Origin of the sequence: Streptomyces sp. NPDC026092, from assembly GCF_040638605.1 — a bacterium.
GTDB lineage: Bacteria > Actinomycetota > Actinomycetes > Streptomycetales > Streptomycetaceae > Streptomyces.
This window is the reverse complement of sequence record NZ_JBEZYN010000018.1, coordinates 1-26,164: the sequence shown is the minus strand read 5'-3', so window position 1 is coordinate 26,164 and position 26,164 is coordinate 1. Positions and strand designations below refer to the sequence as shown.

24 protein-coding genes are annotated in these 26,164 nt (G+C 73.6%); 9 read left to right on the top strand and 15 right to left on the bottom strand.

Annotation, left to right across the window (positions count from 1 at the left end):
* The first annotated feature begins 30 nt into the window (after positions 1 to 30).
* A complete protein-coding gene (locus AB0F56_RS26610; protein WP_362013947.1) occupies positions 31 to 1,539 on the top strand; it encodes an ankyrin repeat domain-containing protein in 1,509 nt (502 codons plus the stop codon).
* Here AB0F56_RS26610 and AB0F56_RS26605 read toward each other — a convergent pair.
* From AB0F56_RS26605 to hsaA, 5 genes are all read right to left on the bottom strand, one after another.
* A complete protein-coding gene (locus AB0F56_RS26605) occupies positions 1,499 to 3,190 on the bottom strand; it encodes an FAD-dependent oxidoreductase (protein ID WP_362013945.1) in 1,692 nt (563 codons plus the stop codon). The genes AB0F56_RS26610 and AB0F56_RS26605 overlap by 41 nt on opposite strands.
* A complete protein-coding gene (locus AB0F56_RS26600) occupies positions 3,187 to 3,648 on the bottom strand; it encodes a flavin reductase family protein (RefSeq protein ID WP_362013943.1) in 462 nt (153 codons plus the stop codon). Before AB0F56_RS26600 ends, AB0F56_RS26605 begins: the two co-directional genes overlap by 4 nt.
* Positions 3,648 to 4,556, bottom strand: coding sequence for a VOC family protein (locus AB0F56_RS26595; protein ID WP_362013941.1), 909 nt, complete (start codon positions 4,554 to 4,556; stop codon positions 3,648 to 3,650). Before AB0F56_RS26595 ends, AB0F56_RS26600 begins: the two co-directional genes overlap by 1 nt.
* Before the next feature lie 240 nt (positions 4,557 to 4,796).
* Positions 4,797 to 5,660, bottom strand: coding sequence for a 4,5:9,10-diseco-3-hydroxy-5,9,17-trioxoandrosta-1(10),2-diene-4-oate hydrolase (gene hsaD, locus AB0F56_RS26590; protein ID WP_362013939.1), 864 nt, complete (start codon positions 5,658 to 5,660; stop codon positions 4,797 to 4,799).
* Complete coding sequence (hsaA, locus tag AB0F56_RS26585) at positions 5,657 to 6,832, bottom strand: 3-hydroxy-9,10-secoandrosta-1,3,5(10)-triene-9,17-dione monooxygenase oxygenase subunit (RefSeq protein WP_362013937.1); 1,176 nt, start codon at positions 6,830 to 6,832, stop codon at positions 5,657 to 5,659. The genes hsaD and hsaA overlap by 4 nt, the downstream gene beginning before the upstream one ends.
* A gap of 320 nt (positions 6,833 to 7,152) precedes the next feature.
* On the opposite strand from hsaA, the gene AB0F56_RS26580 reads away from it, so the two are divergent.
* Genes AB0F56_RS26580 through AB0F56_RS26555 form a run of 6 tightly spaced genes read left to right on the top strand, consistent with a single transcriptional unit; the run spans position 7,153 to position 12,689 of the window.
* A complete protein-coding gene (locus AB0F56_RS26580) occupies positions 7,153 to 8,304 on the top strand; it encodes an extracellular solute-binding protein (RefSeq protein ID WP_362013935.1) in 1,152 nt (383 codons plus the stop codon).
* A gap of 7 nt (positions 8,305 to 8,311) precedes the next feature.
* Positions 8,312 to 9,313 (top strand): ABC transporter permease subunit, encoded by a 1,002-nt coding sequence (locus tag AB0F56_RS26575; RefSeq protein ID WP_362013933.1) that lies wholly within the window; start codon positions 8,312 to 8,314, stop codon positions 9,311 to 9,313.
* Entirely contained in the window at positions 9,301 to 10,188 is an 888-nt protein-coding gene (locus AB0F56_RS26570) for an ABC transporter permease subunit (protein WP_362013931.1), read from the top strand. The genes AB0F56_RS26575 and AB0F56_RS26570 overlap by 13 nt, the downstream gene beginning before the upstream one ends.
* Positions 10,185 to 11,258, top strand: a complete 1,074-nt coding sequence (locus AB0F56_RS26565) for an ABC transporter ATP-binding protein (protein ID WP_362013929.1) — start codon at positions 10,185 to 10,187, stop codon at positions 11,256 to 11,258. The genes AB0F56_RS26570 and AB0F56_RS26565 overlap by 4 nt, the downstream gene beginning before the upstream one ends.
* Entirely contained in the window at positions 11,255 to 11,908 is a 654-nt protein-coding gene (locus tag AB0F56_RS26560; protein ID WP_362013927.1) for an HAD family phosphatase, read from the top strand. Before AB0F56_RS26565 ends, AB0F56_RS26560 begins: the two co-directional genes overlap by 4 nt.
* 25 nt (positions 11,909 to 11,933) lie before the next feature.
* On the top strand, positions 11,934 to 12,689 hold the full coding sequence (locus AB0F56_RS26555) for a GntR family transcriptional regulator (RefSeq protein ID WP_362013925.1): 756 nt from the start codon (positions 11,934 to 11,936) through the stop codon (positions 12,687 to 12,689).
* 64 nt (positions 12,690 to 12,753) lie between these two features.
* On the opposite strand, the gene AB0F56_RS26550 is transcribed toward AB0F56_RS26555, so the two are convergent.
* Complete coding sequence (locus tag AB0F56_RS26550; RefSeq protein ID WP_362013923.1) at positions 12,754 to 13,341, bottom strand: phosphonate degradation HD-domain oxygenase; 588 nt, start codon at positions 13,339 to 13,341, stop codon at positions 12,754 to 12,756.
* Complete coding sequence (locus AB0F56_RS26545) at positions 13,338 to 14,435, bottom strand: TauD/TfdA family dioxygenase (RefSeq protein WP_362013921.1); 1,098 nt, start codon at positions 14,433 to 14,435, stop codon at positions 13,338 to 13,340. The genes AB0F56_RS26550 and AB0F56_RS26545 overlap by 4 nt, the downstream gene beginning before the upstream one ends.
* Before the next feature lie 236 nt (positions 14,436 to 14,671).
* Between AB0F56_RS26545 and AB0F56_RS26540 the strand changes: the two genes are divergently transcribed.
* A complete protein-coding gene (locus tag AB0F56_RS26540) occupies positions 14,672 to 15,550 on the top strand; it encodes an IclR family transcriptional regulator (protein WP_362013919.1) in 879 nt (292 codons plus the stop codon).
* On the opposite strand, the gene AB0F56_RS26535 is transcribed toward AB0F56_RS26540, so the two are convergent.
* The 8 genes from AB0F56_RS26535 to AB0F56_RS26500 all read right to left on the bottom strand — a co-directional run bounded on the left by AB0F56_RS26535 (position 15,534) and on the right by AB0F56_RS26500 (position 22,731).
* Positions 15,534 to 17,000, bottom strand: coding sequence for a PE-PGRS family protein (locus AB0F56_RS26535; RefSeq protein ID WP_362013917.1), 1,467 nt, complete (start codon positions 16,998 to 17,000; stop codon positions 15,534 to 15,536). The genes AB0F56_RS26540 and AB0F56_RS26535 overlap by 17 nt on opposite strands.
* Positions 17,001 to 17,080: 80 nt before the next feature.
* Entirely contained in the window at positions 17,081 to 17,503 is a 423-nt protein-coding gene (locus tag AB0F56_RS26530; RefSeq protein WP_362013916.1) for a ribonuclease, read from the bottom strand.
* A 104-nt stretch (positions 17,504 to 17,607) separates the two neighbouring features.
* On the bottom strand, positions 17,608 to 18,594 hold the full coding sequence (locus AB0F56_RS26525; RefSeq protein ID WP_362013914.1) for a ferredoxin--NADP reductase: 987 nt from the start codon (positions 18,592 to 18,594) through the stop codon (positions 17,608 to 17,610).
* A complete protein-coding gene (locus AB0F56_RS26520) occupies positions 18,584 to 18,820 on the bottom strand; it encodes a hypothetical protein (RefSeq protein ID WP_362013912.1) in 237 nt (78 codons plus the stop codon). Before AB0F56_RS26520 ends, AB0F56_RS26525 begins: the two co-directional genes overlap by 11 nt.
* Positions 18,820 to 19,962 carry a Rieske 2Fe-2S domain-containing protein gene (locus tag AB0F56_RS26515; protein ID WP_362014154.1) on the bottom strand — a complete coding sequence of 381 codons (1,143 nt, stop codon included), beginning with the start codon at positions 19,960 to 19,962 and terminating at the stop codon, positions 18,820 to 18,822. Before AB0F56_RS26515 ends, AB0F56_RS26520 begins: the two co-directional genes overlap by 1 nt.
* A gap of 49 nt (positions 19,963 to 20,011) precedes the next feature.
* Complete coding sequence (dmpG, locus tag AB0F56_RS26510; protein ID WP_362013911.1) at positions 20,012 to 21,052, bottom strand: 4-hydroxy-2-oxovalerate aldolase; 1,041 nt, start codon at positions 21,050 to 21,052, stop codon at positions 20,012 to 20,014.
* A complete protein-coding gene (locus AB0F56_RS26505) occupies positions 21,049 to 21,942 on the bottom strand; it encodes an acetaldehyde dehydrogenase (acetylating) (RefSeq protein ID WP_362013909.1) in 894 nt (297 codons plus the stop codon). The genes dmpG and AB0F56_RS26505 overlap by 4 nt, the downstream gene beginning before the upstream one ends.
* Positions 21,943 to 21,948: 6 nt before the next feature.
* Positions 21,949 to 22,731 carry a 2-keto-4-pentenoate hydratase gene (locus AB0F56_RS26500; RefSeq protein ID WP_362013907.1) on the bottom strand — a complete coding sequence of 261 codons (783 nt, stop codon included), beginning with the start codon at positions 22,729 to 22,731 and terminating at the stop codon, positions 21,949 to 21,951.
* 219 nt (positions 22,732 to 22,950) lie between these two features.
* Between AB0F56_RS26500 and AB0F56_RS26495 the strand changes: the two genes are divergently transcribed.
* Entirely contained in the window at positions 22,951 to 26,139 is a 3,189-nt protein-coding gene (locus AB0F56_RS26495; RefSeq protein WP_362013906.1) for a vWA domain-containing protein, read from the top strand.
* The last annotated feature ends 25 nt before the right edge of the window (positions 26,140 to 26,164 follow it).

Here is a 26,164-nt window from a genome sequence, read left to right as displayed (position 1 = left end):
CCTACGGGTCCTTCGGGTGAAGGTCGGCGCATGAGCACGTTGTTCGAGGCGATTCACGAGGGGGACGACGCCGTCGTGCGCGCCCTGCGGGCCGGGGCCTCCCCCGAGACGGCCGACGAGGAGGGGGAGACCCCGCTGTACCGGGCGGCCGTCGCGAACGAGCCGGGGGCCGTCCGGCTGCTGCTCGCCGCCGGGGCGGATCCCGGGCGGGGCAGCGGCGCGGAGGCCGGGGACCTGCCGCTGTGCGGGGCGGCCTGCGGCGGGCACGCGGAAGTGGTGCGGGCGCTGTTGGCCGCCGGGGCGGCGGCGGACCAGTCGGAGGCGTACGGCTTCACGGCCCTGGACTGGGCGGTGCGGCTCGGGCACGCGGAGACCGTACGGCTCCTGCTGGAACACGGCGCCGCGCCGAGCCGGCCGGGGCCCGACGGGCTGCCGCCGCTGGTGGCGGCGGCGCGGCGCGGTTCGCCGGCGAGCGTGCGGGCGCTCCTGGAGTTCGGCGCGGGCCCGGCCGAGGACGCGCTGCGCGAGGCGCGGCGGTGGATCGGCGTGGACATCGCGGAGGAGCTGCGGCGCGGGCTGCTCGACGCGGGCGGGCCCGCGGCCGGCGGTCCCGAGGGGTCGGCCGAGACCGTCGTGCGGCGGGTGCGGGAGGACGGCGGGGTGACCGTCGTCGTGGACGTGCTGCGGGCGGACGGCGCGCCGAGCAGCGGCAACGAGCAGCAGACCGGGCACGCCGCGATCGCCACGCTCCTGGAGCGGGCGCTCGGGGTACGGGTCCCGCCCGAGGAGCTGGCCGCGCGGGCGCTGCGCTGCGGCGACCCGGACCTCGACGACTGGAAGGAGGCGGTGCGCACGCTGGGCGCCCGCGACGACGAGGAGTCCTTCCGGGCCGCGTCCGCGTGGTGCGCGAGCCAGGACCCGCTGCGCCGCGCCCTCGGCGCCCGTGTCCTGGGCGCCCTCGACGGTTTCACGCCCCGAGGTCTGCCGGTCCTGCGCCGCCTGGCGGCCCAGGCGGCGCGCGGCGAAGGACCCTCGACGCCCGGCACCGCCCGCGAGCCCGCGCTCTCCGTCGTCGTCGCGCTCGGCCAGTACGGGGAGCCGCAGGCACTGCCCGAGTTGCTGAGCCTGGCCGGCCATCCCGACATCGAGGTACGGCGTGCGCTCGGGTGCGCGCTGACCGGGCCCGTGCCCGCCGGGGACCCGGTGGCCGTGGCGACCCTGGTCGCGCTGAGCCGGGACCACGACCACGGGGTACGGGACTGGGCGACGCTCGCGCTCGCGGAGGTGCCCGAGGACACCCCCGTCCTGCGGGAGGCGCTCGTGGCGCGGCTCGCGGACGACGACGAGGACGCGGTGGCCGAGGCCGCCCGGGGTCTGGCGATGCGTCAGGATCCGCGCGCGGTCGAGGTGCTTGCGTCGCTCCTCGCCGACGGGGACCCGGAGGGCACCGCACGGGACACCGCGCTCGCCGCCGTCGAGTTCATCGAGGACCCCCGGGTCAGGACCCGCCTGGAGTGGACGACCCCGCGATGTCGTTGACCGCCGCCCACGCGAACGCCATCGCGGGGCCGATCGTCGCGCCCGGTCCCGGATAGGTCTCCCCCATCACGGCCGCCGAGCAGTTCCCGGCCGCGTACAGGCCCGCGATGACGCCGCCGTCCTCGCGCAGCACCCGCCCGTCGCCGTCGGTGACCAGGCCGCCCTTGGTGCCGATGTCGCCGGGGTGGACCGGGACGGCGTAGAAGGGGCCCTTGTCCAGCGGCGCGAGGTTCGGATTCGGGAGCGTCGGGTCGCCGTAGTAGCGGTCGTAGGCGGAGTCGCCGCGCCCGAAGTCCTCGTCGCGTCCGCGCGCGGCGAAGCCGTTGAAGCGGGCGATCGTGGCCTCCAGGGCGGGGGTCCCGATCCGGCGCGCCAGCTCCTCCACCGTCCCGGCCCGCTGGACGAATCCGTCCCACCGCTTGGGGAACGGCCGGCCCGGGAAGAGCCCGGCGAAGATGTACCGCGCCTTGGAGCGGGCGTCGAGGATCAGCCAGGACGGGACCGTCGTCGCCTCGGGCCGGTCGCAGGCGTACATGCGGTCGACGAACCGGTGGTACGGCGCCGCCTCGTTGGCGTACCGCTCCCCCGCCGCGTTCACGATCACCATCCCCGGGATGCCCCGGTCGGCGACGAGGAAGAACGGCTTCTCGCCCGGCGGGCAGACCGACGGCGCGCCCCACACCTTGTCGAGCAGGTCGGTCGCCGCGCCCAGCTCCTCGCCGATCCGCAGCGCGTCGCCGGTCTGGCCCTCCGAGGCGTGCGTCCAGGCCGTCGAGGTGGGCGCCGGGAGGTGCTTCTCGCGGAGCGCCTGGTCGTGCGAGAAGCCTCCGGAAGCGAGGACGACACCGCCCCGGGCCCGTACGGTCCGCCCGTCGGCCAGCTCCACCCCGGCGACCCGGCCGTCCTCGACGAGGAGTCCGGCGAGCGGGGCGTTCAGGCGGAGCTCGCCGCCGAGTTCGTGCAGCGAGAGCCGCATCCGGGCGATGAGCGCCTCGCCGAGGGAGAGCAGCGTGCGCCGGGTGAGCAGGGCGCCGACGGCCCGCGCGCCGACCCGGAGCGAGGCGCGCCGCCCGGCCCAGGTGCGGGCGATCATGTTGAGGAAGCGGAAGTCGTACGAGGTCATGGTCAGCCCGTACGTGGGGAGGCCGGCCCGGCGCATGGTCGCCGCGAGCGGTCCGAGCCGCTCGAGGTCCACGATCCGCGGCTCGACCGACCGCCCCTGCGCCATGCCGCCGAGGGCCTCGGGGAAGTAGTCGGCGTAGCCGGGCGTGTACATGAAGCGGACATGGGTGCGGTCGTGGAACTCCCGTACCATGCGCGGCCCGTGGGCGAGGTAGGCGTCCTTGCGCGCGGCGGGCACGCGCTCGCCGACGGTCGCGTCGAGGTAGGCGCGGGCCTTCTCGTACGTGTCTCCGAGGCCGGCCTCGTCGAGGTGGTGGTTGCCCGGGACCCAGATCGCGCCGCCGGACAGGGCGGTGGAGCCGCCGTAGCGGTCGGTCTTCTCGACGACGAGGACGGTCAGGCCGCGCAGCCGTGCGGTGATCGCGGCGGCGAAGCCGGCGGCCCCGGAGCCGACGACCACGACGTCGTACTCCTGGCCTTGCTCCGGGCTCTGCCCCTGCTGCGGGCTCCGCCCTTGCTGCGGGCTCATCCGAACACCCCTGTCGCGTAGTCGCTGCGGTAGTAGAGGAGCGGTGTGCCGTCGTCGCGGGCCTCCAGGGCGAGGACCCTGGCCGTGACGACGTGGTGGTCGCCGGCCTCGTGGACGGCGTGGACCGCGCAGTGCAGGGTCGCGAGCGCGCCCTCGATGCGGACGGCGCCGTCCTCGCTCGCGGTCCAGTCGACGCCGGCGAACTTGTCGGATCCCGGGCGGCCGAGGGACGCGCACACCGCGCGCTGGTCCTCGGCGAGGATGGAGATCCCGAAGTGCCCTGCGGCCCGGACGGCCGGCCAGCTGGTGGAGGTCTTCGCCACGCACAGCAGGACGAGCGGCGGTTCGAGGGAGAGGGAGGCGAAGGACTGCACCGCGAGGCCCGCGGGCCGGCCGTCGCCGTCGAGGGCGGCGACGACCGTGATGCCGCTGGCGAAGTGGCCGAGGACCTCCCTCATCAGCCGTTCCAACGGTGGCCCCAGAGGCTGTCGGAGGTGATCTCCTTCGTGGTCCAGGTCGCCGGGTCGACGAGCAGTCCGTCCCAGCCGTACTCGACCTGGAAGCCGCCGGGCGCCTGGGCGTAGAAGGAGACCATGCGGTCGTTGGAGTGGCGGCCGAGAGTGGAGGCGATGGGGATGCCGGCCGCGTTCATCCGGTCCAGGCAGTAGCCGACGGCGTCGAGGGAGTCGGTCTCGACCATGAAGTGGACGATGCCGGGCGGCAGCGCGCCCGGGTAGAGGCCGAGGCTGTGGTGGCGGGCGTTGGGGCTCAGGAAGTTCATCCAGTAGAAGTCCTGGCCGGGTTCGCCGGTGGGGACGGCGACCGGCGGGAGCTTCATCCGGTCGCGGAGCTGGAAGCCGAGCAGGTGCTCGTAGAAGGTGACGGTCTCGTCCATGTTCGGGGCGGGCAGGACGACATGGCCGAGGCCGAGGTCCTGACCGTTCGGAGCGCCGGTGACGAAGCGGTTGCCGTAGCGGGCGGGCAGCGGGCTGTGGTCCTGCGCCTGGCCCCAGTACAGCTCCAGCGGGTTGCCCGCCGGATCGTCCACGTGGATCAGGCCCTGGACGCGGCGCTCGGCGAGGGTGGCTTCGTCGGCGTGCTTGACGGGGAAGCCGGACGCTTCGAGCTCCTCGGCGGCCTCGGTGAGGGCGCGGGCGTTCGGCAGTTCGAAGCCGGCGGCGAGCAGCCGGTCGGTGGTCCCGGCGACGAAGCTGAGGCGGCGGATCCGGTCGTCGATCCGGGTGTGCAGAACGGTGTCGGAGGAGTCCTGGGCCTCGGCCATCCCGAGGATGTCGAGGGTGTAGGCGCGCCAGTCGGCGAGCGAGGTCGTCTCGATGCGGAGGTAGCCGAGCGAGCGGATGTCCATGGGAGGCGGGTCCTAACGCGAGGAGGAGCGGGGTGCCTGACGCGAGGAGAAGCGGGGCCTGGCGCTAGGGAGTGTCCGGAAAGTATGGTCGTCCGCCCGAAGGGCGGGGCTCGCGGCGTCCGGTGCGTGCGATCGCAAGGCGCCGGGATGCCCTCGTAGCGGAGCTACGTGGGCATGTCGGCAACGCGGCGAGCGTGCGTGCCGGGCGTCGCGAGCCAGGCCAGACTTTCCGGACACGACCTAGCGCTTGAAGAAGTCGAGGGCGAGGCGGTTGAAGTCGTCGAAGCGTTCGACCTGTGCCCAGTGACCGCAGTGCGGGAAGACGTGCAGCCGGGCGTCGGGGATGGTGCGCAGGGCGACGAGCGCGCCGTCGAGCGGGTTGGTGCGGTCCTCGCGGCCCCAGGTGAGCAGGGTCGGCCGGGTGATGCGGTGGCCTTCGCGCCAGAGCTGCGACTCCTGCGGCCAGGTCGCGAAGGCGGCGCCCATCCGGGCCGCGCCGAGCCGGGCGTCGGGGTCGGTGGCCTGGACGTACCGCTCCTCGACGAAGGCGTCGGTGACGATCGCCGGGTCGTACGCCATCGTGAGCAGGAACTCCCGCATCTGCTCGCGGCTCGGCGCGGGCGAGGCGTTGAAGGCGAAGAGGCGCTTGATGCCCTCGGTCGGGTCGGGCGAGAAGAGGTTGACGGAGATCCCGCCCGGGCCCATGAGGAGCAGCCGGTCGACCTTGTCCGGGTGGTCGATCGCGAGCCGGGTGGCGGTACCACCGCCCAGCGAGTTGCCGATGAAGTGGGCCTTGTCCAAGCCGAGTTCGTCCATGAGGGCGGCGACGGCGCGGGCGCTGAAGGAGAAGTAGTCGCGGTCCGGCGCGGTCTTGTCGGAGCGGCCGAAGCAGGGCTGGTCGACCAGGAGCGTACGGAAGTGCTCGGCGAACACGGGCAGGTTGCGGCCGAAGTTGGACCAGGCGGAGGCGCCGGGGCCGCCGCCGTGGAGCATGATCACGGCGGGGGCGTCGGCGGGACCCGCCTCGTGGAAGTGGAGGGTGAGGCCGCCCGCCTTCACCGTCCGGGAGGTGCTCTCGTACGTGAGCGCGGTCGCGGTGGTCACAGCATCGTGTCCTGGATGTCGAGGCCGAGCGCGGCCTGGCCGTAGAGGACGAGGGCCCGCTCGGGGTCGTTGGCCGCGTGACCGCGCCCGGTGTGGACGTCGCGCCAGGCGCGCTGGACCGGGTTGGGGCCGGCGCGCATCGCGCTGCCGCCGGCGTTCTCCATGAGCAGGTCGACGGCGGCGACGGCCCGTTCGGTGGCGATGACCTGGTCGCGGCGGGCCCGGGCGCGCAGCTCCATGGGCAACGGCGCGCCGGCGCGGGCGAGTTCGTACAGCTCGGTCATGTTGCGGGTGAGCTGGAGCCAGGAGGCGTCGATGTCGGCGGCGGCGCGGGCGATGCGGACCTGGGCGAAGGGGTCCTCGGCGACCTGCTGGCCGTAACTGACGCGGAACCGCTCGCGGGTGGCGGCGACATGGCCCTCGTACGCGCCCTCGGCGATGCCGACGATCGGGGTCGAGATGGTGGTGGTGAAGACGGAGGCGTACGGCAGCCGGTAGAGCGGCTCGGGGTGGGCGGCGAGGCCGGGCGCGTCGAGGGCGGTGACCGGGCCGAAGCTGAGCGCGCGGTGCTCGGGGACGAAGACGTCCTCGCAGACGATGTCGTTGGATCCCGAGCCGCGCAGGCCGACGGTGTCCCAGACCTCGTCGACGCGGTAGGCGGTGCGCGGGACGAGGAAGGTGCGCATGTCGACGGGGCGGCCGTCGGCGTCGGTGACGAGGCCGCCGAGGAGGGCCCAGTCGGTGTGGTCGCAGCCGGAGGAGAAGTGCCAGCGGCCGGTGAGGGTGAAGCCGCCGTCGACGGGGGTGACCTTGCCGGTGGGGGCGTACGAGGAGCAGATCCGGGTGTCGGGGTCGGCGCCCCACACCTCCTCCTGCGCCTCTCGCTCGTACAGGGCGACGTGCCAGGGGTGGACGCCGACGACCGAGGCGACCCAGCCGGTGGAGCCGCAGGCCTTCGCGATCTCCTTGACGGCCGTGTAGAAGACGACGGGGTCGGCGGCGTGGCCGCCGTACGCGCGGGGCTGGAGGAGCCTGAAGAATCCGGTCGCGGCGAGCTCCTTGACGGAGTCCTCGGGGACCTTGCGGGCGGCCTCGGCCTCGGCGGCCCGCTCGCGCAGGGCGGGGGCGAGGGCGCGGACGGCCTCGAGGACGGCTCCGGTGGCGTCGCTCATCGCGTGTCCTCTCTCGGAGGGAATCGGGAGTGGCTGGACCGTACGCCGAGGTGTTCCGGAACGGCATAGGGGGTTCCCGCTGAGCGGGAAGAGCGGGGCGGGGAGAGCCGGGCCCGGCCCTTGGGGAGAGCCGGCCCCGGCCCGGGAGAGCCGCCCCGCGCCCGCGAACTCGCGGGTAACCCGTTCCGCCGGGGAATCGAAGGGCGGGCTTCGCCCCGCGTTCACCGAAGGGTCATCGTGACCCCCCGTAATGCAGGAGTTGTATGGACAACAGTTGTTCACACATCTCGGCCCCGCTCCCCTTCCCCCATGGAGTACGCGTGACCTCCCCTGCCCGCGCCGCCGTCCTGCTCGGTGCCCTCGGCCTGACCGCCCTGTCGCTCACCGCCTGTGGCGCCGCCCCCACGAAGGGCGCCGCAGGCGCCGACGGGAAGAACCTCGCCACCGCCACCTCCGCCACCGAAGCCGGCGGCATGGACGCCCTGGTCGCCGCCGCGAAGAAGGAGGGCACGCTCAACGCGATCGCCATCCCGCGCGACTGGGCGAACTACGGCGCGATCATCGACGGCTTCACCGCCAAGTACGGCATCAAGGTGACCGTCGAGAACCCCGACGGCTCCAGCCAGGACGAGATCAACGCGGTCAAGTCCCGCAAGGGCCAGGACCGCGCCCCCGACGTGCTCGACCTCGGCGCCTCCTTCGCGCAGGCCGCCGGCGAGCAGGGCCTGACCGCGCCGTACAAGGTCGCCGCCTTCGACAAGATCCCCGAGACGCAGCGCGACGCGCAGGGCCGCTGGTTCAACGACTACGGCGGCTACGTCTCCATCGGCTGCGACGCCAAGCGCGTCAAGGTCTGCCCGCAGACCTTCGCCGACCTGCTGGGGCCCGAGTACAAGGGCAAGGTCGCCCTCAACGGCAACCCGACCAAGTCCGGCTCGGCCTTCGGCGGCGTGTACGCGGCTGCGCTCGCGGGCGGCGGCTCGTTCGACGACATCAAGCCGGGCATCGACTTCTTCGGCAAGCTGAAGAAGAACGGCAACTACAACCCGGTCGAGTCGACGCCCGCCACGATCGAGAAGGGCGAGACGCCCATCTCCATCGACTGGGACTACCTGAACGCCGGGTACGCCAAGCAGTTCGCGTCCAAGGGCATCGACTGGAAGGTCGCCGTCCCCTCGGACGGCGTCTACGCCCAGTTCTACTCGCAGGCCATCAACAAGGACGCCCCGCACCCGGCGGCCGCCCGCCTGTGGCAGGAGTACCTGTACAGCCCCGAGGGCCAGAACCTGTGGCTCAAGGGCTTCGCCCGGCCCGTCCTGATGCCGGCCATGGAGGCCGACGGCACGCTGGACAAGACGGCCGCCGCCGCGCTGCCGAAGGTCGCGGGCACCCCGAAGTTCCCGACCGAGCAGCAGACCGCCAAGGCCAAGGAGACCCTGTCGCAGGGCTGGGCCGCGGCCGTCTCCGGGTGACGCCTCGATGACTCCGCACTCCTCCACGACCCCGTCCGGGGCGGTCGGCGCGTCCACCACGCGCCCGGCCGCCCCGGCGGGGCCGGGGGCCGTCGGCTCCCCCATGGCCGACGGCTCCCCCACAGCGTTGACGCTGGTCAAGAGCACGGGCCCCACCCCAGCGAAGCAGAAGCGCGAAAAGCGCCGCCCACAGACGGCCTGGCCGGCCGCGCTGCCGCTGTTCCTGCTCGTCGCGCTCGCCTTCGGGCTGCCCGCGCTCGCCATGACCGACGGCGCCTTCACGGTCGCCGACGGCGGGTACGGCCTGGACAACCTGGAGCGGTCGGTCGACGGCGCGTACGCCACCGCGCTGCTCGGCAGCGTCAAGCTCTCCGCGCTCACCGCCGCCGCCGGCACCGTCTTCGGGCTCTTCCTCGCCCAGGCCGTGGTCTCCTCGCGCGGCCGGGCGCTGCGCGAGGCCGTCCTCACCGCCTCCGGGGTGCTCGCCAACTTCGGCGGTGTCCCGCTCGCCTTCGCCTTCGTCGCCACCCTCGGCAACGCGGGCGTGCTCACCACCGAGTTCGGCCTGGACGAGCACGGCTGGTCGCTGTACGGGTTCTGGGGCCTGGCCCTGACCTACCTGTACTTCCTGGTCCCGCTGATGGTGCTGACCGTCGCGCCCGCGCTCGACGGACTGCGCGTCCAGTGGCGCGAGGCGGCCCACGACAACGGGGCGACGGCCTGGCAGTACTGGCGCCACGTCGGCATCCCGGTGCTGCTGCCGTCCCTGCTCGGCGGTTTCGTGCTGCTGTTCGGCAGCGCGTTCGCCGCGTACGCGACGGCGGCGGCGATGGTCGGCAGCTCCGTGCCGCTGGTGACCCTGCAGATCGCGGACGCGCTCTCCGGCAACGTCCTGGTCGGCCAGGAGAACGTGGCGCTCGCGCTGAGCCTCGACATGGTCGTGGTCGCGGCGCTCGTGATGGCCGTCCACCTCCCCCTCCAGCGAAGGAGCACCCGATGGCTCGCCTAGGACGTCCCGTCGCCCTCCTGGTCGCGGGGGTCTACTTCCTGGTGCCGCTGCTCGCGTCCGCCGTGTTCACGCTGGACATCCCCGGGCAGGGGCTCACCCTCTCCTCGTACACCAGGATCTTCGCCGCGCCCGGCTTCACCGGCAGTCTGCTGCTCTCGCTCGGGCTCGCGGCGGCGACCGTCGCGCTGGTCCTGCTCGTGACCGTCCCGGCGGCGGTCGCGGCCCGGCTCTCCGCGCCCCGGCTGCGGCCGGTCCTGGAGGTCGTGTGCACGCTGCCGCTGGTGGTGCCGCCGGTGGCGCTGACCGCCGGGCTCGGGACCGTACTGCGCTGGGGCCCGGAGCACCTGTCCACGACCCCGCTCTACCAGACGTTCGTGGCCGTGCAGAACCCGGACTTCCCCTTCGTCCTGGTCCTCGCGTACGCGGTGATGGCGCTGCCGTTCGTCTACCGTGCGCTCGACGCGGGCCTGCGCTCCGTCGACCTGCGCACGCTGGTGGAGGCCGCCAGGGACTGCGGGGCGTCCTGGCCCCGCGCGCTGGTCTCGGCGGTGCTGCCGAACCTGCGCGGCGCGCTCCTGAACAGCTCGTTCTTGACGCTGGCGCTGGTCCTCGGCGAGTTCACGGTCGCCTCGCTGCTCGGCTTCCAGCCCTTCGCGGTGTGGATCGTGCAGGCCTCGGGCTCCGACGCCCGGCTCTCTGTGGCCGTGTCGCTGCTCAGCCTGCTGCTGACCTGGGTGCTGCTGCTCGCGCTGACCACCGTGGGCAACCGCCGCCGGCGCGCGCCGCGCTCCCCCCGCCCGTCCACGTCCCGTTCCGCCACGTCCCGTCCGTCCGAGGCCGCCGCGGCCTCCCGAGGAAAGACCCCCACCTCATGACCGTGACCGACACCTCCACGCGGACCGGGGCGGCGCTCAAGCTGCGCGGTCTGCGCCGGTCCTTCGGCTCCTCCGTCGCCCTCGACGGCCTCGACCTCGACGTCGCTCCCGGTGAACTCCTCGCCCTGCTCGGCCCGTCCGGCTGCGGCAAGACGACGGCGCTGCGCGTGCTCGCCGGTTTCGAGCGCCCCGACGAGGGCCAGGTGCTGCTCGACGGCGAGGACATCGTGCCGGTGCCCGCCAACCGCCGTGACACGGCAATGGTGTTCCAGTCGTACAGCCACTTCCCGCACCTCACGGCCGCCGACAACGTGGCCTTCGGGCTGAAGATGCGCAAGGTACGGAGCGCCGAGCGGCGCGCCCGCGCCGCCGAACTGCTCGACCTCGTGGGCCTCGCGGGCCACGGCGACCGCTTCCCGCACCAGCTCTCCGGCGGTCAGCAGCAGCGGGTCGCGCTGGCCCGCGCGCTCGCGCTGCAGCCCCGGCTGCTGCTGCTCGACGAGCCGCTGTCGGCGCTCGACGCCCAGGTGCGGGTGACGCTGCGGGAGGAGATCCGCCGGCTCCAGCTGGAGCTGGGCATCACCACCGTGTTCGTCACGCACGACCAGGAGGAGGCCCTGTCGATGGCCGACCGGGTCGCCGTGATGAACGGCGGCCGGCTGGAACAGTGCGCCACGCCGACCGAGTTGTACGAGCGGCCCGCGACGGACTTCGTCGCGGAGTTCATCGGCACCATGAACCGGGTGCCGGGCCTGGCGGCCGACGGCGGCCGCGAGGTCGAGGTACTCGGGGTGACGCTGCCGGTCGAGGAGCCGGACGGGCGTACCGGGGACGTACGGGTGCTGCTGCGGCCCGAGGCCCTGGAGGTGACGGCCGGCGGCCCCGCACAGGTCACCGGCACGTCGTTCCACGGCCCGACGACCCGGCTGCGGATCGCGCTGCCCGACGGTACGGATGTCAAGGCGGACGTTCCGACGCACGCGGCCGCCGGTCTTGCCCCGGGCACGGCCGTCTCGGTCCGTCCCCGGCCGCGGCCCGTGCTCCTCGCTTCCGCGGGAGGTGCGGCGTGAGGCGGCTTCAGGCGGTCCTCTTCGACATGGACGGCACGCTCGTCGACACCGAGGGCGTCTGGCTCGACGTGGTGGAGTCCGCCGCCGTGCGCCGGGGCCGGACCCTGGACGCCGAGCGGCGTACGGCGGTGACGGGGCGGTCGGTCGAGGACACGGCCGAGCTGCTGCACGCCCATCTGGACGCACCGGCCGACGAGTTGGCAGCCGAGCTGGGGGCGGACTTCGCGGCCCGGCTCGCGGTGGCGGCGGCACCCCGGCCCGGCGCGCTGCGGCTGCTCGCGGCGCTGCGCGAGAGCCGGGTGCCGACGGCGCTCGTCTCGGCCTCGCCGCGGGCGGTCGTCGCGCAGGTGGCGAGCACCCTGGACGGGCACCGGTTCGACGCGCTGTTCGGCGCCGAGGACACCGCGCGCACGAAGCCCGAGCCCGATCCGTATCTGGCGGCGGCCGTGGCGCTCGGCGCCGAACCGGCGCGGTGCGTGGCGGTGGAGGACAGCCCGACGGGCGTCGCCTCGGCCGTCGCCGCGGGCTGCCGGGTGCTGGCCGTGCCGTCGACGGAACCGCTGGTGGACTTCGCCGGAACCGCGGGCGTCACGCTGGCGGACTCGCTGACCGAGGTCGACCCCGAGCTGCTGAACTCCCTGGTCGGGTGAGCCGCGCACATGGCAGGGTGGGCCTGTGAGTGAGGAACGGGGCAGGACGCCGCTGTATCTGAAGGTCGCCGGGGATCTGCGGACCGCCATCACGGCGGGCGAGTACGGCTCGGGGGCGAAGCTCCCCGCCGAGGACGAACTGGCCCGCCGCTACGGCGTGTCCCGGGGGACGGTCCGCCAGGCCCTCGCCGCGCTGCGCACGGACGGCCTGATCACCTCGCGGCGCGGTTCGCGCCGGGTGGTCCTCGGCGGTCCGCGGCTGCACAGCTTCGGCGAGCTGCGCTCGTTCACGCGCTGGGCGCGCTCCCTCGGCGAGGAGCCGGGCGGCCGGATCGTGGCGGTGGACCGGGTGCCGGCGGACGCGGAGGAGGCGGAGAAGCTGCGCGTCGAGGAGGGCGCGCCGGTCTACCGGGTGCGCCGGCTGCGGACGCTCGCCGGCGCGCCGGTGATGGTGGAGCGGACGACGTATCCGGAGCGGATCGGGGTGCTGGTGGCCGGGATGCCGCTCGACACGGTCTCGCACTCGGAGCAACTGGAGCTGCACGGCGTGCTGTTCGCCGACGCGCGGCACACCATCGACCTGGTGCCGGCCGACGCCGACGACGCGGAGCTGCTCGGCTGCCGGGTCGGGGAGTCGCTGCTGCGGGAGCGCCGGCACTCCACGGACCCTGCGGGGACGCCGGTGGAGTGGTCGCAGGACCGCTATCTGCCGGGGACGGTGGCGTTCACGATGCAGAGCTCGACGGCGACGAGCGCGCTGGGCCGCAGACTGGGCGCCTGAGTATCCGTACATGACTGAACCCGGAGTCCGAGACCCCGGGTTCAGTCATGTGGGGGGGGTGGTGTCACGCCGGGCGGAGCAGCGCCGCGAGCAGCGGGCGGAAGTGCTCGAAGCCGGGGGTCGGCAGCTCCGGGTCCTTCGCCTGCTCGTCCCAGCGGCGTACGGCGACGGCGTCGGCCGCGCCCGGGTGGGCCTCGAAGGCGCGCACCTGCTCCTCGTTCATCGGCCCGCCCTGGACGGCCAGGGTGTGCACGGAGGCCTCGGAGAGCAGGGCGAAGTAGCCGGGCTCGACGGCGCACAGGTACCGCTTGGCGGCGACGTGCAGCCGTACGGGTTCGGTGACTTCCGGGCCGAACCACTGGTCGAGCCAGTCGGCGCCGGTGTGGCTGTGCCGGTTGTCGGTGCCGTTCTCCATCAGGTCGCGGCCGGTGACGGCGCCCTGGAAGTGGCCGACGTCGTGCAGGAGCGCGGCGGCGACCAGGTGCGCGGGGGCGCCGGCCGCCTCGGCGAGGGCGCCGGCCTGGAGCATGTGCTCGGCCTGGGTGACGTCCTCGCCGAAGTACTCGGCACTGCCCTCGCCCTCGAAGAGCGCGGCGAGGGTGTCGAGGGGGCTCTGGGGGTTCGGGGAGTTCACGGCGTTCACGGCGTTCACTTGGCGGCCCCTTCCCGGCGCAGGACGGCGAGGGTGGAGGCGAGCCCGTCGATGTCGGCGTACGCGCCCTGGAGGTGCCGGTCGCCGGACTCGGCGAAGGCGGTCCTGGCGTGCAGCAGCCGGGTGTTGTCGAAGACCAGGCAGTCGCCGGGGGCGAGCCGGAAGTCCAGCTGGAGCTCGGGCCGCAGGAGCAGCTCGCCGAAGCGCCGGTACGCGGCGTAGAAGGCGTCGAGCCGGTCGGCGGGGAGGGAGAGGGTGCCGATGGAGCGGTTGTTGAAGCGGATCTCGCGGAGCAGGCCGGTCGGGTCCGTACCGATCAGGGGTCGGTGGGCGCGGAGTTCGGTGCGCTCGTCGGCGAAGGCGAACGGGACGGGGACGCGGGTGAGGATCTCGTACGCCTCCGGGTCCTCGGCCCGCAGCAGCGCGGCGGCGTGGAAGCCGTCGACGAGGCCGGAGTCGCCGCCCTGGGCCGCGTTGGTGAGGCAGTGCAGGAGCTGGAGGGTGGGGACCGGGTCGCGGTAGGGGTTGTCGGTGTGCGGGGTGATCCGGGCGCCGGTGAAGGCCAGGTTGTTGGGGTCGGCCTCGACGCGGACCTCGAAGAGCTCGCCGTAGTTGGTCTCGCGTACGTAGCCGAAGGTGCGGGCCACGTCGAGGACCTGGCGGTCGCGCACGGGGACACCCCGCAGCAGGACGAAGCCGAGGCGCAGGACGGAGTCGAGGGCGGCGGCTCGGACGGCCGGGTCGGCGGTGTACGCGTCCCAGTCGGCCTCGGGGAGCCCGCCGGCGAACCGCTCGGCGGCCCACAGCTCCTTGTCGTCCTCGGTGCGGCCGTCGCCGGGGGCGGCGTTCGCACCCGGCAGGTGGGCGCCGAGCCAGGCCTCGGGGTAGACGGAGCGGTGACCGTCGGGGGCCCAGACGACCTCGCGGGCGGGGGCACCGTCGGCGGTGCGCGTGTCGTGGACGGCGTCGACGGCGAGCGCGGCGGGGAGTTCGGTGATCTGGAACAGCTTCTGGCCGTTGCGGGGGTCACGGCAGTGACCGCAGGGACAGTTGTCGCGCAGCCAGAACGGCGGCGCGGTGGCGAGGGACGCCATGAGACTCTCCAAGTTGTACAGACAACTTTACTTCGATCGAGAGCCTCGCAGCCGCGCATGACCAAGGGGTTACGGGCAACCCAACAGGGCGGCCCGGCAGGCAGCCCGGCAGGTGCCCGACGCCACCCCGTATATACCTATTAGAAATAGCGAGTGCAGCTGTCTTCCCCCGGGCGAGACCCGCGTGGCAGGGTCGGCGCCATCGGCGCAACGTCACGGAAACACGGGAGACGGCCATGACCGCTGAGCTCGTCGGCGTACAGACTCCTGCGCCGCCGGCGCCCTCTCTGCTGGAGAAGGCCGCCCGGGTGCTCGCCGCCTTCGAGGGCCCCGAGCCGAGGCTCTCGCTCACCGAGGTGATCCGCCGCTCCGGCATCCCGCGCTCCTCGGCGCACCGCATCCTCGACCAGCTCGTCCAGCTGCGCTGGCTCGACCGGGAGGGTCGGGACTACCGGATGGGCATGCGGATGCTGGAGCTGGGCGCGCTCGCCGCCCACCACAACCGGCTGCGCCGGGCCGCCCTCCCCCGCCTCCACGCGCTCCACGAGTCGACGGGACACCTGGTCCACCTGTACGTCCTCGACGGCACCGAGGTCGTCTGCCTGGAGCGGATCGGCGGCTCGGAGGACTCCACGGTCCCCTCCCGCACGGGCGGCAGGATGCCCGCGCACTCCACGGCCGCGGGCAAGGCCCTCCTCGCCTTCGGCGACCCGGCCGCCCTCACCGCGCTCCTGGCCCACCGGCTCCGCCCGCTCACCCCCCGGACCCTGGTCAACCCGGTCGCCCTCCGCTCCGAACTCGCCGCGGCCCGCGAGCGGGGCGTCGCCTTCGACCGCGAGGAGACCTACCGGGGCGTCTCCTGCGTGGCCGCGCCCCTGCGCGGCGCGGGCCGGGCGATCGCCGCCGTCTCGGTCTCGGGCCACGGCATCCACCGCGACCTGGACCGCCTCGCCCCGGCGGTCCTGGCGTGCACGCGGGGCGTGTGGGGCGACCTGTTCGGCCCGGGCCGCGCGGCCGCCGCCCCGCAGCCCGCGCCGCCTGCGCCGAAGTCGCGGGTGTCGGAGGGGGAGATGGACGCGATGATGGGGTGGCTGCGGTTCAGCGAGTGGATGTAGTCCGCTCCACGAGCAGCTCGACCATCCGGCGCATCACCGGTACCGGTAGCGAGGGGTTCCTCGCGGCGTCGCGGGCGGTCCGCGGGTCGCGCAGCAGCCGGCGCAGGACGTCCTGCGGGATGGCGGGGTTCCGCGCGGCGAGGGTCCGTACGTGGGAGTCCGGGTCGTCCAGCAGACGAACCGCCGCCGAGGGAGGAAGCCTCGGGTCCTCCGCCACGTCCTGCCGCACCTCCACGGCCTCGTCCCGGCTGAGCGCCTCGACCAGCTCGGGCGTGGACTCCGGGTCGCCCAGGGCGAGTCGGCGCAGTCGCGGGTTCGGGTCGGTGGCGTAGCGGAGCAGGCCGGTGCGCGGGAAGTTCGGGTTCGTGCGCGGGCGGCCGGGGAAGCTGAGGCTGCCGTCCCACCAGTGCCAGACCTCCAGGAGCATGTCCGGAGGCGCGTCGTCGCAGGATTCGGCGAGGAAGAGCCGTACGGTCCGGTCCTCATCGCGGGAGAGCCGTTCGGCAACGTCCGGCGGGAGGTGTCGGGCACGGGCCACACTGCTGCGGACGTACGGATGGCTGGAGGCGGCGAGCCGGCGCATGGCCTGCGGATCGTCGTGGAGCGCGGCGACCCAGGGCAGGGCGTAGGGGTGCCGGTCGCCCGGCGGGATCTCGACGCGGACGGCGGCCCGCTGCTCCTCCGTGAGGTCGGCCCGCAGGGCGACGACGCGGCGAACTCCGTCGTCCTCGTCGCGTGCGAGCACCGCGACCGCGGCGGGGTCGAGACGCGGATTGCCCGCCAGCCGGGCCCGGACCGCCGGATCCTCATGCCGGGCGAGGCGGGCGGCCAGTCCGGGTGTGAGCCTGCAGGTGGCGAGTACCCGACTGTCGAACTGCTCGAAGGCGGCGTCGTCCAGCGGGTGGTCCTGATGGTGGCGCAGCAGGGCGGCCGTACGGACATGCTCGTCGGGGTCGGCGAGCAGCCCTTCGCGTACGGACCGAGCAAGGTGCGGCCAGGCGGGATCGCAGGCAGCCGCCCGGACGGCGGGGACAGGATCGGCGGCGAGGGCGCGGAGCTGGGGCGCGGGCAGTCCGCGCAGCCTGGCTGCCTCGGCCCGGACCAGCGGGGATGCGTCGGCGGCGAGCGCTTCGTGGCCCGCGGCGGTCAGCGGAGCACCCCCGAGCGCGGCGTCCTCGACGAACAGGGCTCGCCGTGGACCGCTCGTCTCCGCGAGGAGGAGGCGGGTCCACTGGTCGGCGGCCAGCTTCGGGCGGGCGTCGAGCAGGACGGCGCGCACCTTCCGGTCCGGGTGGCCGGCAGCGGCTTCGAGTACGGCCGGCGGCAGATCGCGCCGGAAGAGGAAGTGAGGTTCGACGTCCAGCAGCCGGATCAACAGGTCTTCGGGCGTCGCCCGGTTGAAGCCCAGCCCCCAGCCGTCGACCGGCTGCCCCACGTCATCGAGTGTCATGCGCTCCATCGTGCCCGGTCCGCGGCCGGACAGGCGTGGGGGAAGGTCCGGCCGCGGACCGGGGGCTGAGGTGTCGTGCGTCAGCAGCCGTGGTCGACGAGGTCGAACGAGGCGTAGTGGTCGGCGGTGTAGTAGTCCTCCTGGGACGACTCGCCCGTCACGATGCGGCGCGCGCCCCGGTTGGAGGAGCCCGGCGTCTTGACCGTGTACTCGTGGTAGTAGCCGGTGGAGTGCGCCGGGAGGATGCCCTCCCGGTTCTGGAAGACGGTGCCGTCCTGGCGGTACGGGAACGGGCCGCCCTGCTCGATCAGGCGGAGGGTGTCGTGGGCCTGGGAGGGGAGGTCGGAGTAGCAGACGTCGCCGACGGCGGCGGCCGCGAACGCGGACGCGGCCGGGGCGGCGGAGGTCGGGGCGACGGCCGCGGTGGCCGGGGCGCCGAGGAGGAGAGTCGAGACGAGGGCGGCGGCGCCGCCGATGGCTGAGATTCGTGGGGGGATCCTCATGGCTCGATGATGACGCGCGTAGAAGAGGCTGCGACAGCCCAACTCCCTTCAATTCGGCGGACGTTAACTTCATCCGCACGTTGTGGGGACGGTGTGCGCGCCCCTCACTCGTACGTCACGTCCACCCGCTCGCCGAGCGGCACCGCCTGGCAGGCGAGGACGTACCCCTCGGCCAGATCCGACGCGTCCAGGACCTCGTTCCGGGCCATCTTCACCTCGCCCGCCGTGACCCGGCAGGCGCAGGCCGCGCAGGCGCCCTCGCGGCAGGAGTACGGGGCGTCGACGCCGGCCGCGAGGAGGGCGTCGAGGAGCGGGGTGGCCGGCCCGCCGGCCACCCGGTGGACCCGGCCGTCCAGGCGGACCTCGGCGGTGTAGAAGACCTCGCTCTCCACCGGCTCCTCGCGGGTGAAGACGTCCTCGGCCAGGGAGAAGTACCGCTCGCGGTGGACCCGGCGCCCGTCCGCCGACCGTACGGCCGTCTCCGCCGCGTCCATCAGCGGGGCCGGGCCGCACAGGTAGGTGTCCCGGGCGGCGTACGGGGCGAGGGCGGGGGCGAGGAGCTCGGCGGTGGGCAGGCCCTGGAGGGACTCCAGCCAGTGGGTGAGGGCGAAGCGCCCGGCGAAGTCCTCGGCCAGGTCGCGCAGTTCGTCGCGGAAGACGACGGAGTCCTGGTCCCGGTTGGCGTACAGCAGCGCGACCCGCCCCTCCCCCGCCACCAGGGCCGACTTGGCCAGCGAGATGACGGGGGTGATGCCGCTGCCGCCTGCGACCAGGAGCAGATCGCGGCCGGGGACGGCCGGGGTGAAGGTCCCTGCGGGCGGCAGCACCTCCAACTCGTCCCCGGTCGCCACCCGTTCGCACAGCCAGCCGGAACCGCGTCCGCCCGGGACCTTCTTGACCGTGATCTTCGGCGCCTCGCCGGTGTGCGGCGAGCTGGCGAGCGAGTAGCAGCGGGCCCCGCCGTCGGGCAGCCGTACGGTGAGGAACTGGCCGGGGCGGTACGGGAAGTCGGCGTCGAGGACGAGGGAGACGGCGTCGGCCGTCTCCCGGATCACCTCGGCGACCCGCACGCGCAGCCCCCTAGACGACATCCGCACCCGTCACCTCCAGCGCGCCGCTCGCCACCGCCGCCTCGATGGAGCCGCGCAGCTCCCCGCACGAGCGGACCCGGCCGGCGGGCTCGCCCGCAGCGACGCGCGCCCGGATGACCGGGCACGCGTCCGCCGAGGGGCCCGACCACTGCACGGAGGTGTGCGCGGGGCTGAACTTCTCGCACAGCACCCGGTTCCCGCACGCGGCGCACTCCACCGGCCGCATCACCGCGCGCGCCTTGCCAGGTTCTCGGCCACCTCGGCCTCCCACGCCTGGTTGGCCCGGGTGGTGTCGATCTCGAACTCGAACCGTTCGACCATCTCGTCCTTGACGTCGGCCGTGTCCACGTAGAACTGCTCGTACCAGCGCCGCAGTTGGTAGACCGGCCCGTCCTCCTCGCTCAGCAGCGGGTTGTCGATGCGGGTCTTGTTCCGCCAGACCTCGATGTCCTGCTCGAAGCCGACGGCGAGGCCGGTGGTGAACAGCTCGGCCGCGTCGGCGGCCTGTTCGTCGGTCATGCCGGGGAGCTTGCGCACGGTCGTCCCGTAGAGGAGGACGAAGCTGTCGGCGCTCACCGGGTAGTGGCAGTTGATGAGGACGCTCTCCATCTCCGCGCCGCCGCCGATGTCCGACCAGACGCGGTCGATCATGTAGGAGGGGCCGTAGTAGGAGGCGTCGGAGCGCAGGGGTGCGCTGAGGTTGCCGAGGTCCATGTCCTGGCGCGGGGTGGACTCCAGGTACTGGCCGGCGATGTGGCCTTCGAAGACGTTGGTGAAGCGGGTCGGGAAGGCGTAGTGCACGTAGTAGAAGTGCGCCATGTCCACGACGTTGTCGACGATCTCGCGGCAGTTGGAGCCGTCGACGCGGGCGGTCTTCCAGGACCAGTCGGACCACTCGCCGCTGTCGAGGCCCTCGATCTCGGGGATGGTGACCTCGGGCGGCGGCGGGTTGCCCTCGGGGTCGTGCCAGACGAAGAGCTGCTTGTTCCGTTCCAGGGTGGTCCAGGCGCGGGTCTTGGCGCGCGGCGGGACGCGACGGGCGTACGGGATGCCGGCGCAGCGGCCGTTCCCTGACCAGCGCCAGTCGTGGAAGGGGCAGGCGACGGCGTCGCCCTTGACGGTGCCGTGGGCGAGGTTGCCGCCCATGTGGGGGCAGTAGGCGTTGAGGACGTGCAACTGCCCGTCCTCCTGGCCCTGGAAGACCACGAGCTTGGTGCCGAAGGCCTCGATCTCGTGGGGCTCGCCGTCCTGGAACTCCCGGGCGAGCCCGAGGCAGTGCCAGCCGCGCGCGAACCGGGCGGGCGGGGCGGCGGCCCGGATGACGCGGGGGCCCTGCTCGGTGGCTTCCTGCAGGTCGGCGGTGGTCATGGCGCGGTCGCCGGCGGTCGTGGCACGGTCGACGGTGGTCGTGGGGCGGTCACCGGGGGTCATGGGCGGTCACCTTCTCCTTGGCGAGTTCGACGGCGATGTCGATGAGCTGGTCCTCCTGGCCGCCGACGAGTCGGCGTTCCCCGGCGCGCAGCAGGATCTCGGCGCCGGAGACGCCGTACCGCTCGGCCTGCCGGTAGGCGTGCTTGAGGAAGCTGGAGTAGACCCCGGCGTGCCCCATGAGCAGGGCGAGCCGGTCGAGCCGGCACTCCTCGTCCATGACGGGCCGGACGACGTCCTCGGCCGCGTCGATGATCTTCAGTACGTCGATGCCGGTACGGATCCCCATCTTCTGGCAGACGGCGACCAGGGCCTCGACGGCGGTGTTGCCCGCGCCCGCGCCGAGGCGGCGGGTGGAGCCGTCGATCTGCCGGGCCCCGGCCCTGATCGCGGCGATCGAGTTGCCCGTACCCAGGGCGAGGTTCTCGTGGCCGTGGAAGCCGACCTGGGCGTCGTCGCCGAGTTCGGCGACGAGGGCGGCGACCCGGTCGGCGGTCTCGTCCATGACGAGGGCGCCGGCGGAGTCCACGACGTACACGCACTGGCAGCCGGCGTCGGCCATGATCCGGCCCTGGCGGGCGAGGAGTTCGGGGGTGGTGGAGTGGGCCATCATCAGGAAGCCGACGGTCTCCAGGCCCATCTCCCGCGCGAGGCCGAAGTGCTGGACCGAGATGTCGGCCTCGGTGCAGTGGGTGGCGATCCTGCAGACGCTCGCGCCGTTCGCCTGCGCGGCGCGGATGTCGTCCTTCACGCCGAGCCCGGGAAGCATGAGGAAGGCGATCCTCGCGCGCCGGGCGGTGGCGACGGCGGCCTTGATCAGCTCCTGTTCGGGGGTCTTCGAGAAGCCGTACGTGAAGGAGGAGCCGCCGAGCCCGTCGCCGTGGGTGACCTCGATGACGGGGACTCCGGCGTCGTCGAGGGCGGCGACGACCGAGGTCACGTCCTCGACGGTGAATTGGTGGCGCTTGGCGTGGGAGCCGTCGCGCAGGGAGGTGTCGGTGACCCGGATGTCGTAGGCGTCCGTCGTCATGCGTGGCTCCGCTTCGCGAACTCTTCGCCGACCTTCGTGGCGGCGGCCGTCATGATGTCGAGGTTCCCGGCGTACGGCGGGAGGTAGTCGCCGGCGCCCTCGACCTCCAGGAAGATGCCGACGCGGGCCATGCCGCCGTTGACGTCGGACGGGTCGTCGAACTGCGGCTCGGCGCGCAGCCGGTAGCCGGGGACGTACTCCCGCACGTCCTCGGCGACCTGCTTGACGGAGACGGCGATCGCCTCCCGGTCGGCGTCCTCGGGGATCGCGCAGAAGACGGTGTCGCGCATGATCACGGGTGGGTCGGCGGGGTTGAGGATGATGATCGCCTTGCCCCGGCCGGCGCCGCCGACGGTCTCGATGCCGCGCGCGGTCGTCCGGGTGAACTCGTCGATGTTCGCGCGGGTTCCGGGTCCCGCGGAGACGGAGGCGACGGACGCGACGATCTCGGCGTACGGGACGGGGACGACGCGGGAGACGGCGTGGACCATGGGGATGGTGGCCTGGCCGCCGCAGGTGATCATGTTGACGTTGTCGCCGTCGAGGTGGTCCGTCAGATTGGCGGGCGGGACGACACCGGGCCCGAGGGCGGCCGGGGTCAGGTCGACGGCCTTGATGCCGAGGGCGCGGTAGCGGGGCGCGTTGGCGCGGTGGACGTACGCGGAGGTCGCCTCGAAGACGAGGTCGGGGAGTTCGGCCCCGTCGAGGAGCCGGTCGACCCCGTCGGCGAAGGTGTCGAGCCCGAGCCGGCGGGCCCGGGCGAGCCCCTCGCTCTCCGGGTCGACCCCGACCATCCAGCGGGGCTCGATGTGGGGTGAGCGAAGCAGCTTGTACAGCAGGTCGGTGCCGATGTTGCCGGAGCCGACGATGGCGGCGGTGAGGGTGGTCATCGTGCCTCAGCAGAAGGAGAGGGAGACGGAACCGAGCCCGGTGAACTCGGCGGTGTACGTACGTCCTGCCGTGACGTCGACGGCGCGGGTGCAGGACCCGGGCAGGACGAGATGGCCCTTCTTCAGTCGGACGCCGAAGCGGGCGACGGTCCGGGCGAGCCAGGCGACGGAGTGGGCGGGGTCGCCGAGGACGGCGTCGCCCCGGCCCTCGGCGAGCGGCGCCCCGTCCTCGTAGAGCCGTGCCTCGACGCTCTTGGGGTCGATGTCGCGCGGCGGGCGGCCCTCGCCGATGACGAACCCGGCGGAGGAGGCGTTGTCGGCGATCGTGTCGCCGATGGTGATGCGCCAGTCCGCGATCCGACTGTCGATCAACTCCAGGGCGGGCACGACGCGTTCGGTGGCGGCGAGGACGTCGGCCGGGGTGCAGCCCTCGCCGGGGAGGTCGTCGCCGAGCACGAAACCGGTCTCGACCTCGATGCGGGGCGCGCAGTAGCGGGCGACGGGGACGGGCCGGTCGGAGCGGAGCTCCATGTCGTCGAGGAGATGGCCGTAGTCGGGCTCGTCGACGCCCATCATGCGCTGCATGACGGGCGAGGACAGGCCGACCTTGTGCCCGACGACGGTGGCTCCGGCCGCCTGCCGGTCCCGGATGTTGAGCAACTGGACGTGGTACGCGTCCTCGACGCCGAGGCCCGGGAAGGTCTCCGTGAGGGGCACCACGGGGGTTCTGCCGCGCTCGGCGTCGCGCAGCCGCTCGGCGGCCTGCCGCCGGAGCCGGTCGGTGAGCATCGCCGCTCCTTCCGGGGGGAGGTGGGATGGGTGCGCCGACCGTAGGCCGGTGGGGCGGCGCCGGGGGAGCGCGGATTCCCGCTGGCCGGGAAACCGCCGCCTCGCGCATTGCGGGCGCCTCACGCGCCTCTTCACGCCCCCAACAGGCGTGATTACGGTACGTGATGACACGGGCACATCTTGTGACAAGCGCATGGCCGCGAACCCCTGGAGAGATCCATGTCGCACATCACCGGCACGGTCCAGACCTTGTCCCCCGCCGTCGTCATCGGGCCCGCCTCGGGCGCGCCCCCGACCTCGCCCGGCATCTGGGCGCTCGACTTCCCGTACGCACCCGCGCCCTCGGGCACCAAGTACGTGGTCCTGCACTTCCAGGGGGTGAACCTGCCGGCCGCCAACCGCCTGGAGGTCGAACTCGGCTACGGAAGAGACGTGTTCACCGCCGCCCACGGGACCGAGTTCTGGTCCCGTCCGGTCAATGTGTACGCACTCCCCGGCGGGCGCGTGCCCATCCGGTACGTCACCGACGGCGCCACGACCGGCGGGGCCACGCTCGACCGGTACGCGCGCGGTGAGCGGCACGCGGGCGAGCAGGACCCCACGGCGTTCTCGAACAGCGACCCGTTCCTGGGCGATCCGGTGTACACGGAGCCGAAGTACGACCCGTTCTGGTTCTGCAACACGCCGCCGAACTGGGAGAACGCGGCCTGCGCGACCCCGGCCTCGGACGTGCGGGCCCGGGTCGCGAAGAGCGTCGGCATGATCGTGGCGACGCACCACGGCCACTTCTTCTCGACGTGTTCGGTCACGCTCGTCGAGCCGAACGTGGTGCTCACGGCCGGGCACTGTCTGACGGACGTGGCCGCGGAGGCCGCCTCGGCGTCGGTGACCTTCGACTACGCGACGGACTGCGCGGGCGCCCGGCCCGCGGGGTACGCGGCGCGGTTCCACAAGGTCGTGGAGGTGCTGCGGCACCGCTACGACCGGGACGCGGGCCTGGACTACTGCCTGCTGCGCATCGAGGTGCCCCCGGAGGGGCTCGGGATCACGCCGATCCCGATCAGACCGGATCTGCCGGGCGCCGGAGAAGCCGTCTTCGGCGTGCACCACCCCAACGGGGCGGTGAAGAAGCTCAGCCCGCCGCACGCCTCGTTCGGCGGGATCATCGGCAGCGCGACGATCGGGGTGGACGTCAACGTCGACGTCTCGGGCGGCAGCTCGGGATCCGGGCTCTTCGACGCCGCGGGCCGGGTGATCGGCGTGCTGTCCCACGGCAGCCGCTGCTTCCTGAGGTACTCCCCCACGGCGACCATCCTCCGCGATCTCGCCACCCCGCCGGGACCCCCCGCGAACCGGGACGTCATGGTGGTCGTGGACCGCTCCGGCAGCATGACGGAGAAGGCCGGGACGGGCCGCGACCGTACGAAGATCGAGGAGGCCCGGGACGCGGCCTCGCTCTTCGTCCGGCTGGTCCGGGCGGGCACCGGGAACCGCCTCGGGCTCGTCTCCTTCTCCACGTCCGCGAGTTCACCCGTCGACTTCGCTCTGGCGCCGGTCACCGACGCGACGAAGACGGCGCTCGCCGGGCCACCGCCGTTCTCGAGCGGTGTGGTCGGCGGGCTCTCGCCCGGCGGGATGACGACGATCGGCGGCGGACTCGACGCCGCGCGCGGCCAGTTCCCCGCGCCGGGCACCAACCCGCGCGCCGTGCTGCTGCTCACCGACGGGCTGCAGAACACCCCGCCGATGATCGCCGACGTACGCGGCGGCCTCGCCGGGATCGACGTCAGCGCGATCGGATTCGGCACGGAGACCAGCCTGGACGGGGCCCTGCTCACCCAGCTCACACAGGAGCTCGGCGGGCTCTACACGCGCGCCGGGAACGGTCTGGCGCTGAAGAAGTTCTTCGGCCTGGCCTTCGGGAACATCTTCGAGTCGGGCGCGCTCTTCGACCCCGAGTTCGACATGCCGGCAGCGGTGCGGCGCAGCGACCTGATCCCGTTCCACGTGTGCGGGGAGGAGTCGCTGACCGTGGTGGTCGGCTGGGACAACGTGGAGGGCGAGCTCGGCGTCGGGCTGCTCACGCCGTCCGGGCGTGTCGTGTCGGTGACGCCCGAGAACGGGGTCGTCTCGGAGCGCGGGCACACCTGGACGTTCCTGCGGGTGCCGTTGCCGTACGGCGAGGAGCGCGACGGCCAGTGGCGGGCGCAGGTGTTCCGGCCGGGCGGCGGCGAGATCCCGCCGCCGGGAGTGGACCTGCGGTTCTTCGTGCAGGTGGTGGCCTCCGGCGGGCCGAGGCTCGACCGGTTGGCGGGCCCGACCCGCTTCTACACGGGCGACACGGTCAATCCGATGGTCTTCCTGCGGTACGAGGAGGGCGGCAGCCCGCACCACGCGCGGGTCGACCTCACGGCGACCCGGCCGACGGCGGGCGCCGGGAACATCCTGACGGAGGCGGGGCTCCAGGCGCCCGTGACCGTGGACGGCGACACGATCCCGGCCCGGCACGCGACGCTGCGGGCGCTTGAACGGGCGGCGGGGAGACCGTTGTTCACGTACACGAGCCAGACGTTCCCGCTCTTCGACGACGCCGCGCACACCGAGGGGGCCTTCGAGGCGGGCGGCCTGTTCGGCAACCCGCAGACCGAGCTGCTCACGGTGGAGGGCAACTACACGTTCCACGCCCGGGCGGTGTACGGAGAGGGGTGCGTGTCGACCCGGGAGACCCAGTGGACGGTGCACGTCGACGTCTCGGTGGACCCGGGCCGTACGACGGTCACGGTCGCCGGACCGCCCGACGGCGGCGGCACGCTCACGATCGTCCCGCGCGACCGCTACGGCAACCACGTGGGCCCCGGCCACATCGACGACCTCCCGATCACGGGGGCGCCCGGCACGACGATCACGGGGCCGGTCAGGGACAACGGCGACGGCAGCTACACGATCCCGGTGACCTGGTCCGTCCCGGCCGCCCCCGGGGTCATCGTCGCCCAACCGGGGCGCCCGCCGGTGGTCGTGGCTGCCCCGGCGGCCCCGCCCCCGGGCGGCGGCGACCCCTGCGAAGCGACCCTCCGCCGCCTGCTCAAGGCCCTCTGCCGCTGCCTGGTGCGCCCGCCACACGGGCCGTGCGGGTGCGGGCCGCACGGGCCGGGTGGGCCGCACGGGCCTGGTGGACCTGGTGGGCCCGGTGGACCGGGTGGGCCCGGTGGGCCTGGTGGGCCTGGCCCGTGTGGGCCGCACGAGCCGGGTCGGCCGGGTGGACCGCACGAGCCGGGTGGGCCGGGTGGGCCGGGTAAGCCGCACGGGCCCGGCGACCCCGACGGTTCCGGCGGCTCCGGCGGCCCCGGCGGCCCCGGCAAGCCGAAGCCGCCGCGCCCGGGCGGCGGTTGCTGCGGCGACCGCGCCTGACAGCCGGGGGTTCGGGGGCGCAGCC

Coding starts and splice junctions, on each gene's coding strand:
- AB0F56_RS26540 (WP_362013919.1), top strand. CDS start 14,672: ATGACCGCTGAGCTCGTCGGCGTACAGACTCCTGCGCCGCCGGCGCCC.
- AB0F56_RS26520 (WP_362013912.1), bottom strand. CDS start 18,820: ATGCGGCCGGTGGAGTGCGCCGCGTGCGGGAACCGGGTGCTGTGCGAG.
- AB0F56_RS26610 (WP_362013947.1), top strand. CDS start 31: ATGAGCACGTTGTTCGAGGCGATTCACGAGGGGGACGACGCCGTCGTG.
- dmpG (WP_362013911.1), bottom strand. CDS start 21,052: ATGACGACGGACGCCTACGACATCCGGGTCACCGACACCTCCCTGCGC.
- AB0F56_RS26535 (WP_362013917.1), bottom strand. CDS start 17,000: ATGACACTCGATGACGTGGGGCAGCCGGTCGACGGCTGGGGGCTGGGC.
- AB0F56_RS26505 (WP_362013909.1), bottom strand. CDS start 21,942: ATGACCACCCTCACCGCCGCCATCGTCGGCTCCGGCAACATCGGCACC.
- AB0F56_RS26530 (WP_362013916.1), bottom strand. CDS start 17,503: ATGAGGATCCCCCCACGAATCTCAGCCATCGGCGGCGCCGCCGCCCTC.
- AB0F56_RS26570 (WP_362013931.1), top strand. CDS start 9,301: ATGGCTCGCCTAGGACGTCCCGTCGCCCTCCTGGTCGCGGGGGTCTAC.
- hsaA (WP_362013937.1), bottom strand. CDS start 6,832: ATGAGCGACGCCACCGGAGCCGTCCTCGAGGCCGTCCGCGCCCTCGCC.
- AB0F56_RS26575 (WP_362013933.1), top strand. CDS start 8,312: ATGACTCCGCACTCCTCCACGACCCCGTCCGGGGCGGTCGGCGCGTCC.
- AB0F56_RS26515 (WP_362014154.1), bottom strand. CDS start 19,962: ATGACCACCGCCGACCTGCAGGAAGCCACCGAGCAGGGCCCCCGCGTC.
- AB0F56_RS26600 (WP_362013943.1), bottom strand. CDS start 3,648: ATGAGGGAGGTCCTCGGCCACTTCGCCAGCGGCATCACGGTCGTCGCC.
- AB0F56_RS26495 (WP_362013906.1), top strand. CDS start 22,951: ATGTCGCACATCACCGGCACGGTCCAGACCTTGTCCCCCGCCGTCGTC.
- AB0F56_RS26605 (WP_362013945.1), bottom strand. CDS start 3,190: ATGAGCCCGCAGCAAGGGCGGAGCCCGCAGCAGGGGCAGAGCCCGGAG.
- AB0F56_RS26545 (WP_362013921.1), bottom strand. CDS start 14,435: ATGGCGTCCCTCGCCACCGCGCCGCCGTTCTGGCTGCGCGACAACTGT.
- AB0F56_RS26595 (WP_362013941.1), bottom strand. CDS start 4,556: ATGGACATCCGCTCGCTCGGCTACCTCCGCATCGAGACGACCTCGCTC.
- AB0F56_RS26565 (WP_362013929.1), top strand. CDS start 10,185: ATGACCGTGACCGACACCTCCACGCGGACCGGGGCGGCGCTCAAGCTG.
- AB0F56_RS26525 (WP_362013914.1), bottom strand. CDS start 18,594: ATGTCGTCTAGGGGGCTGCGCGTGCGGGTCGCCGAGGTGATCCGGGAG.
- AB0F56_RS26500 (WP_362013907.1), bottom strand. CDS start 22,731: ATGCTCACCGACCGGCTCCGGCGGCAGGCCGCCGAGCGGCTGCGCGAC.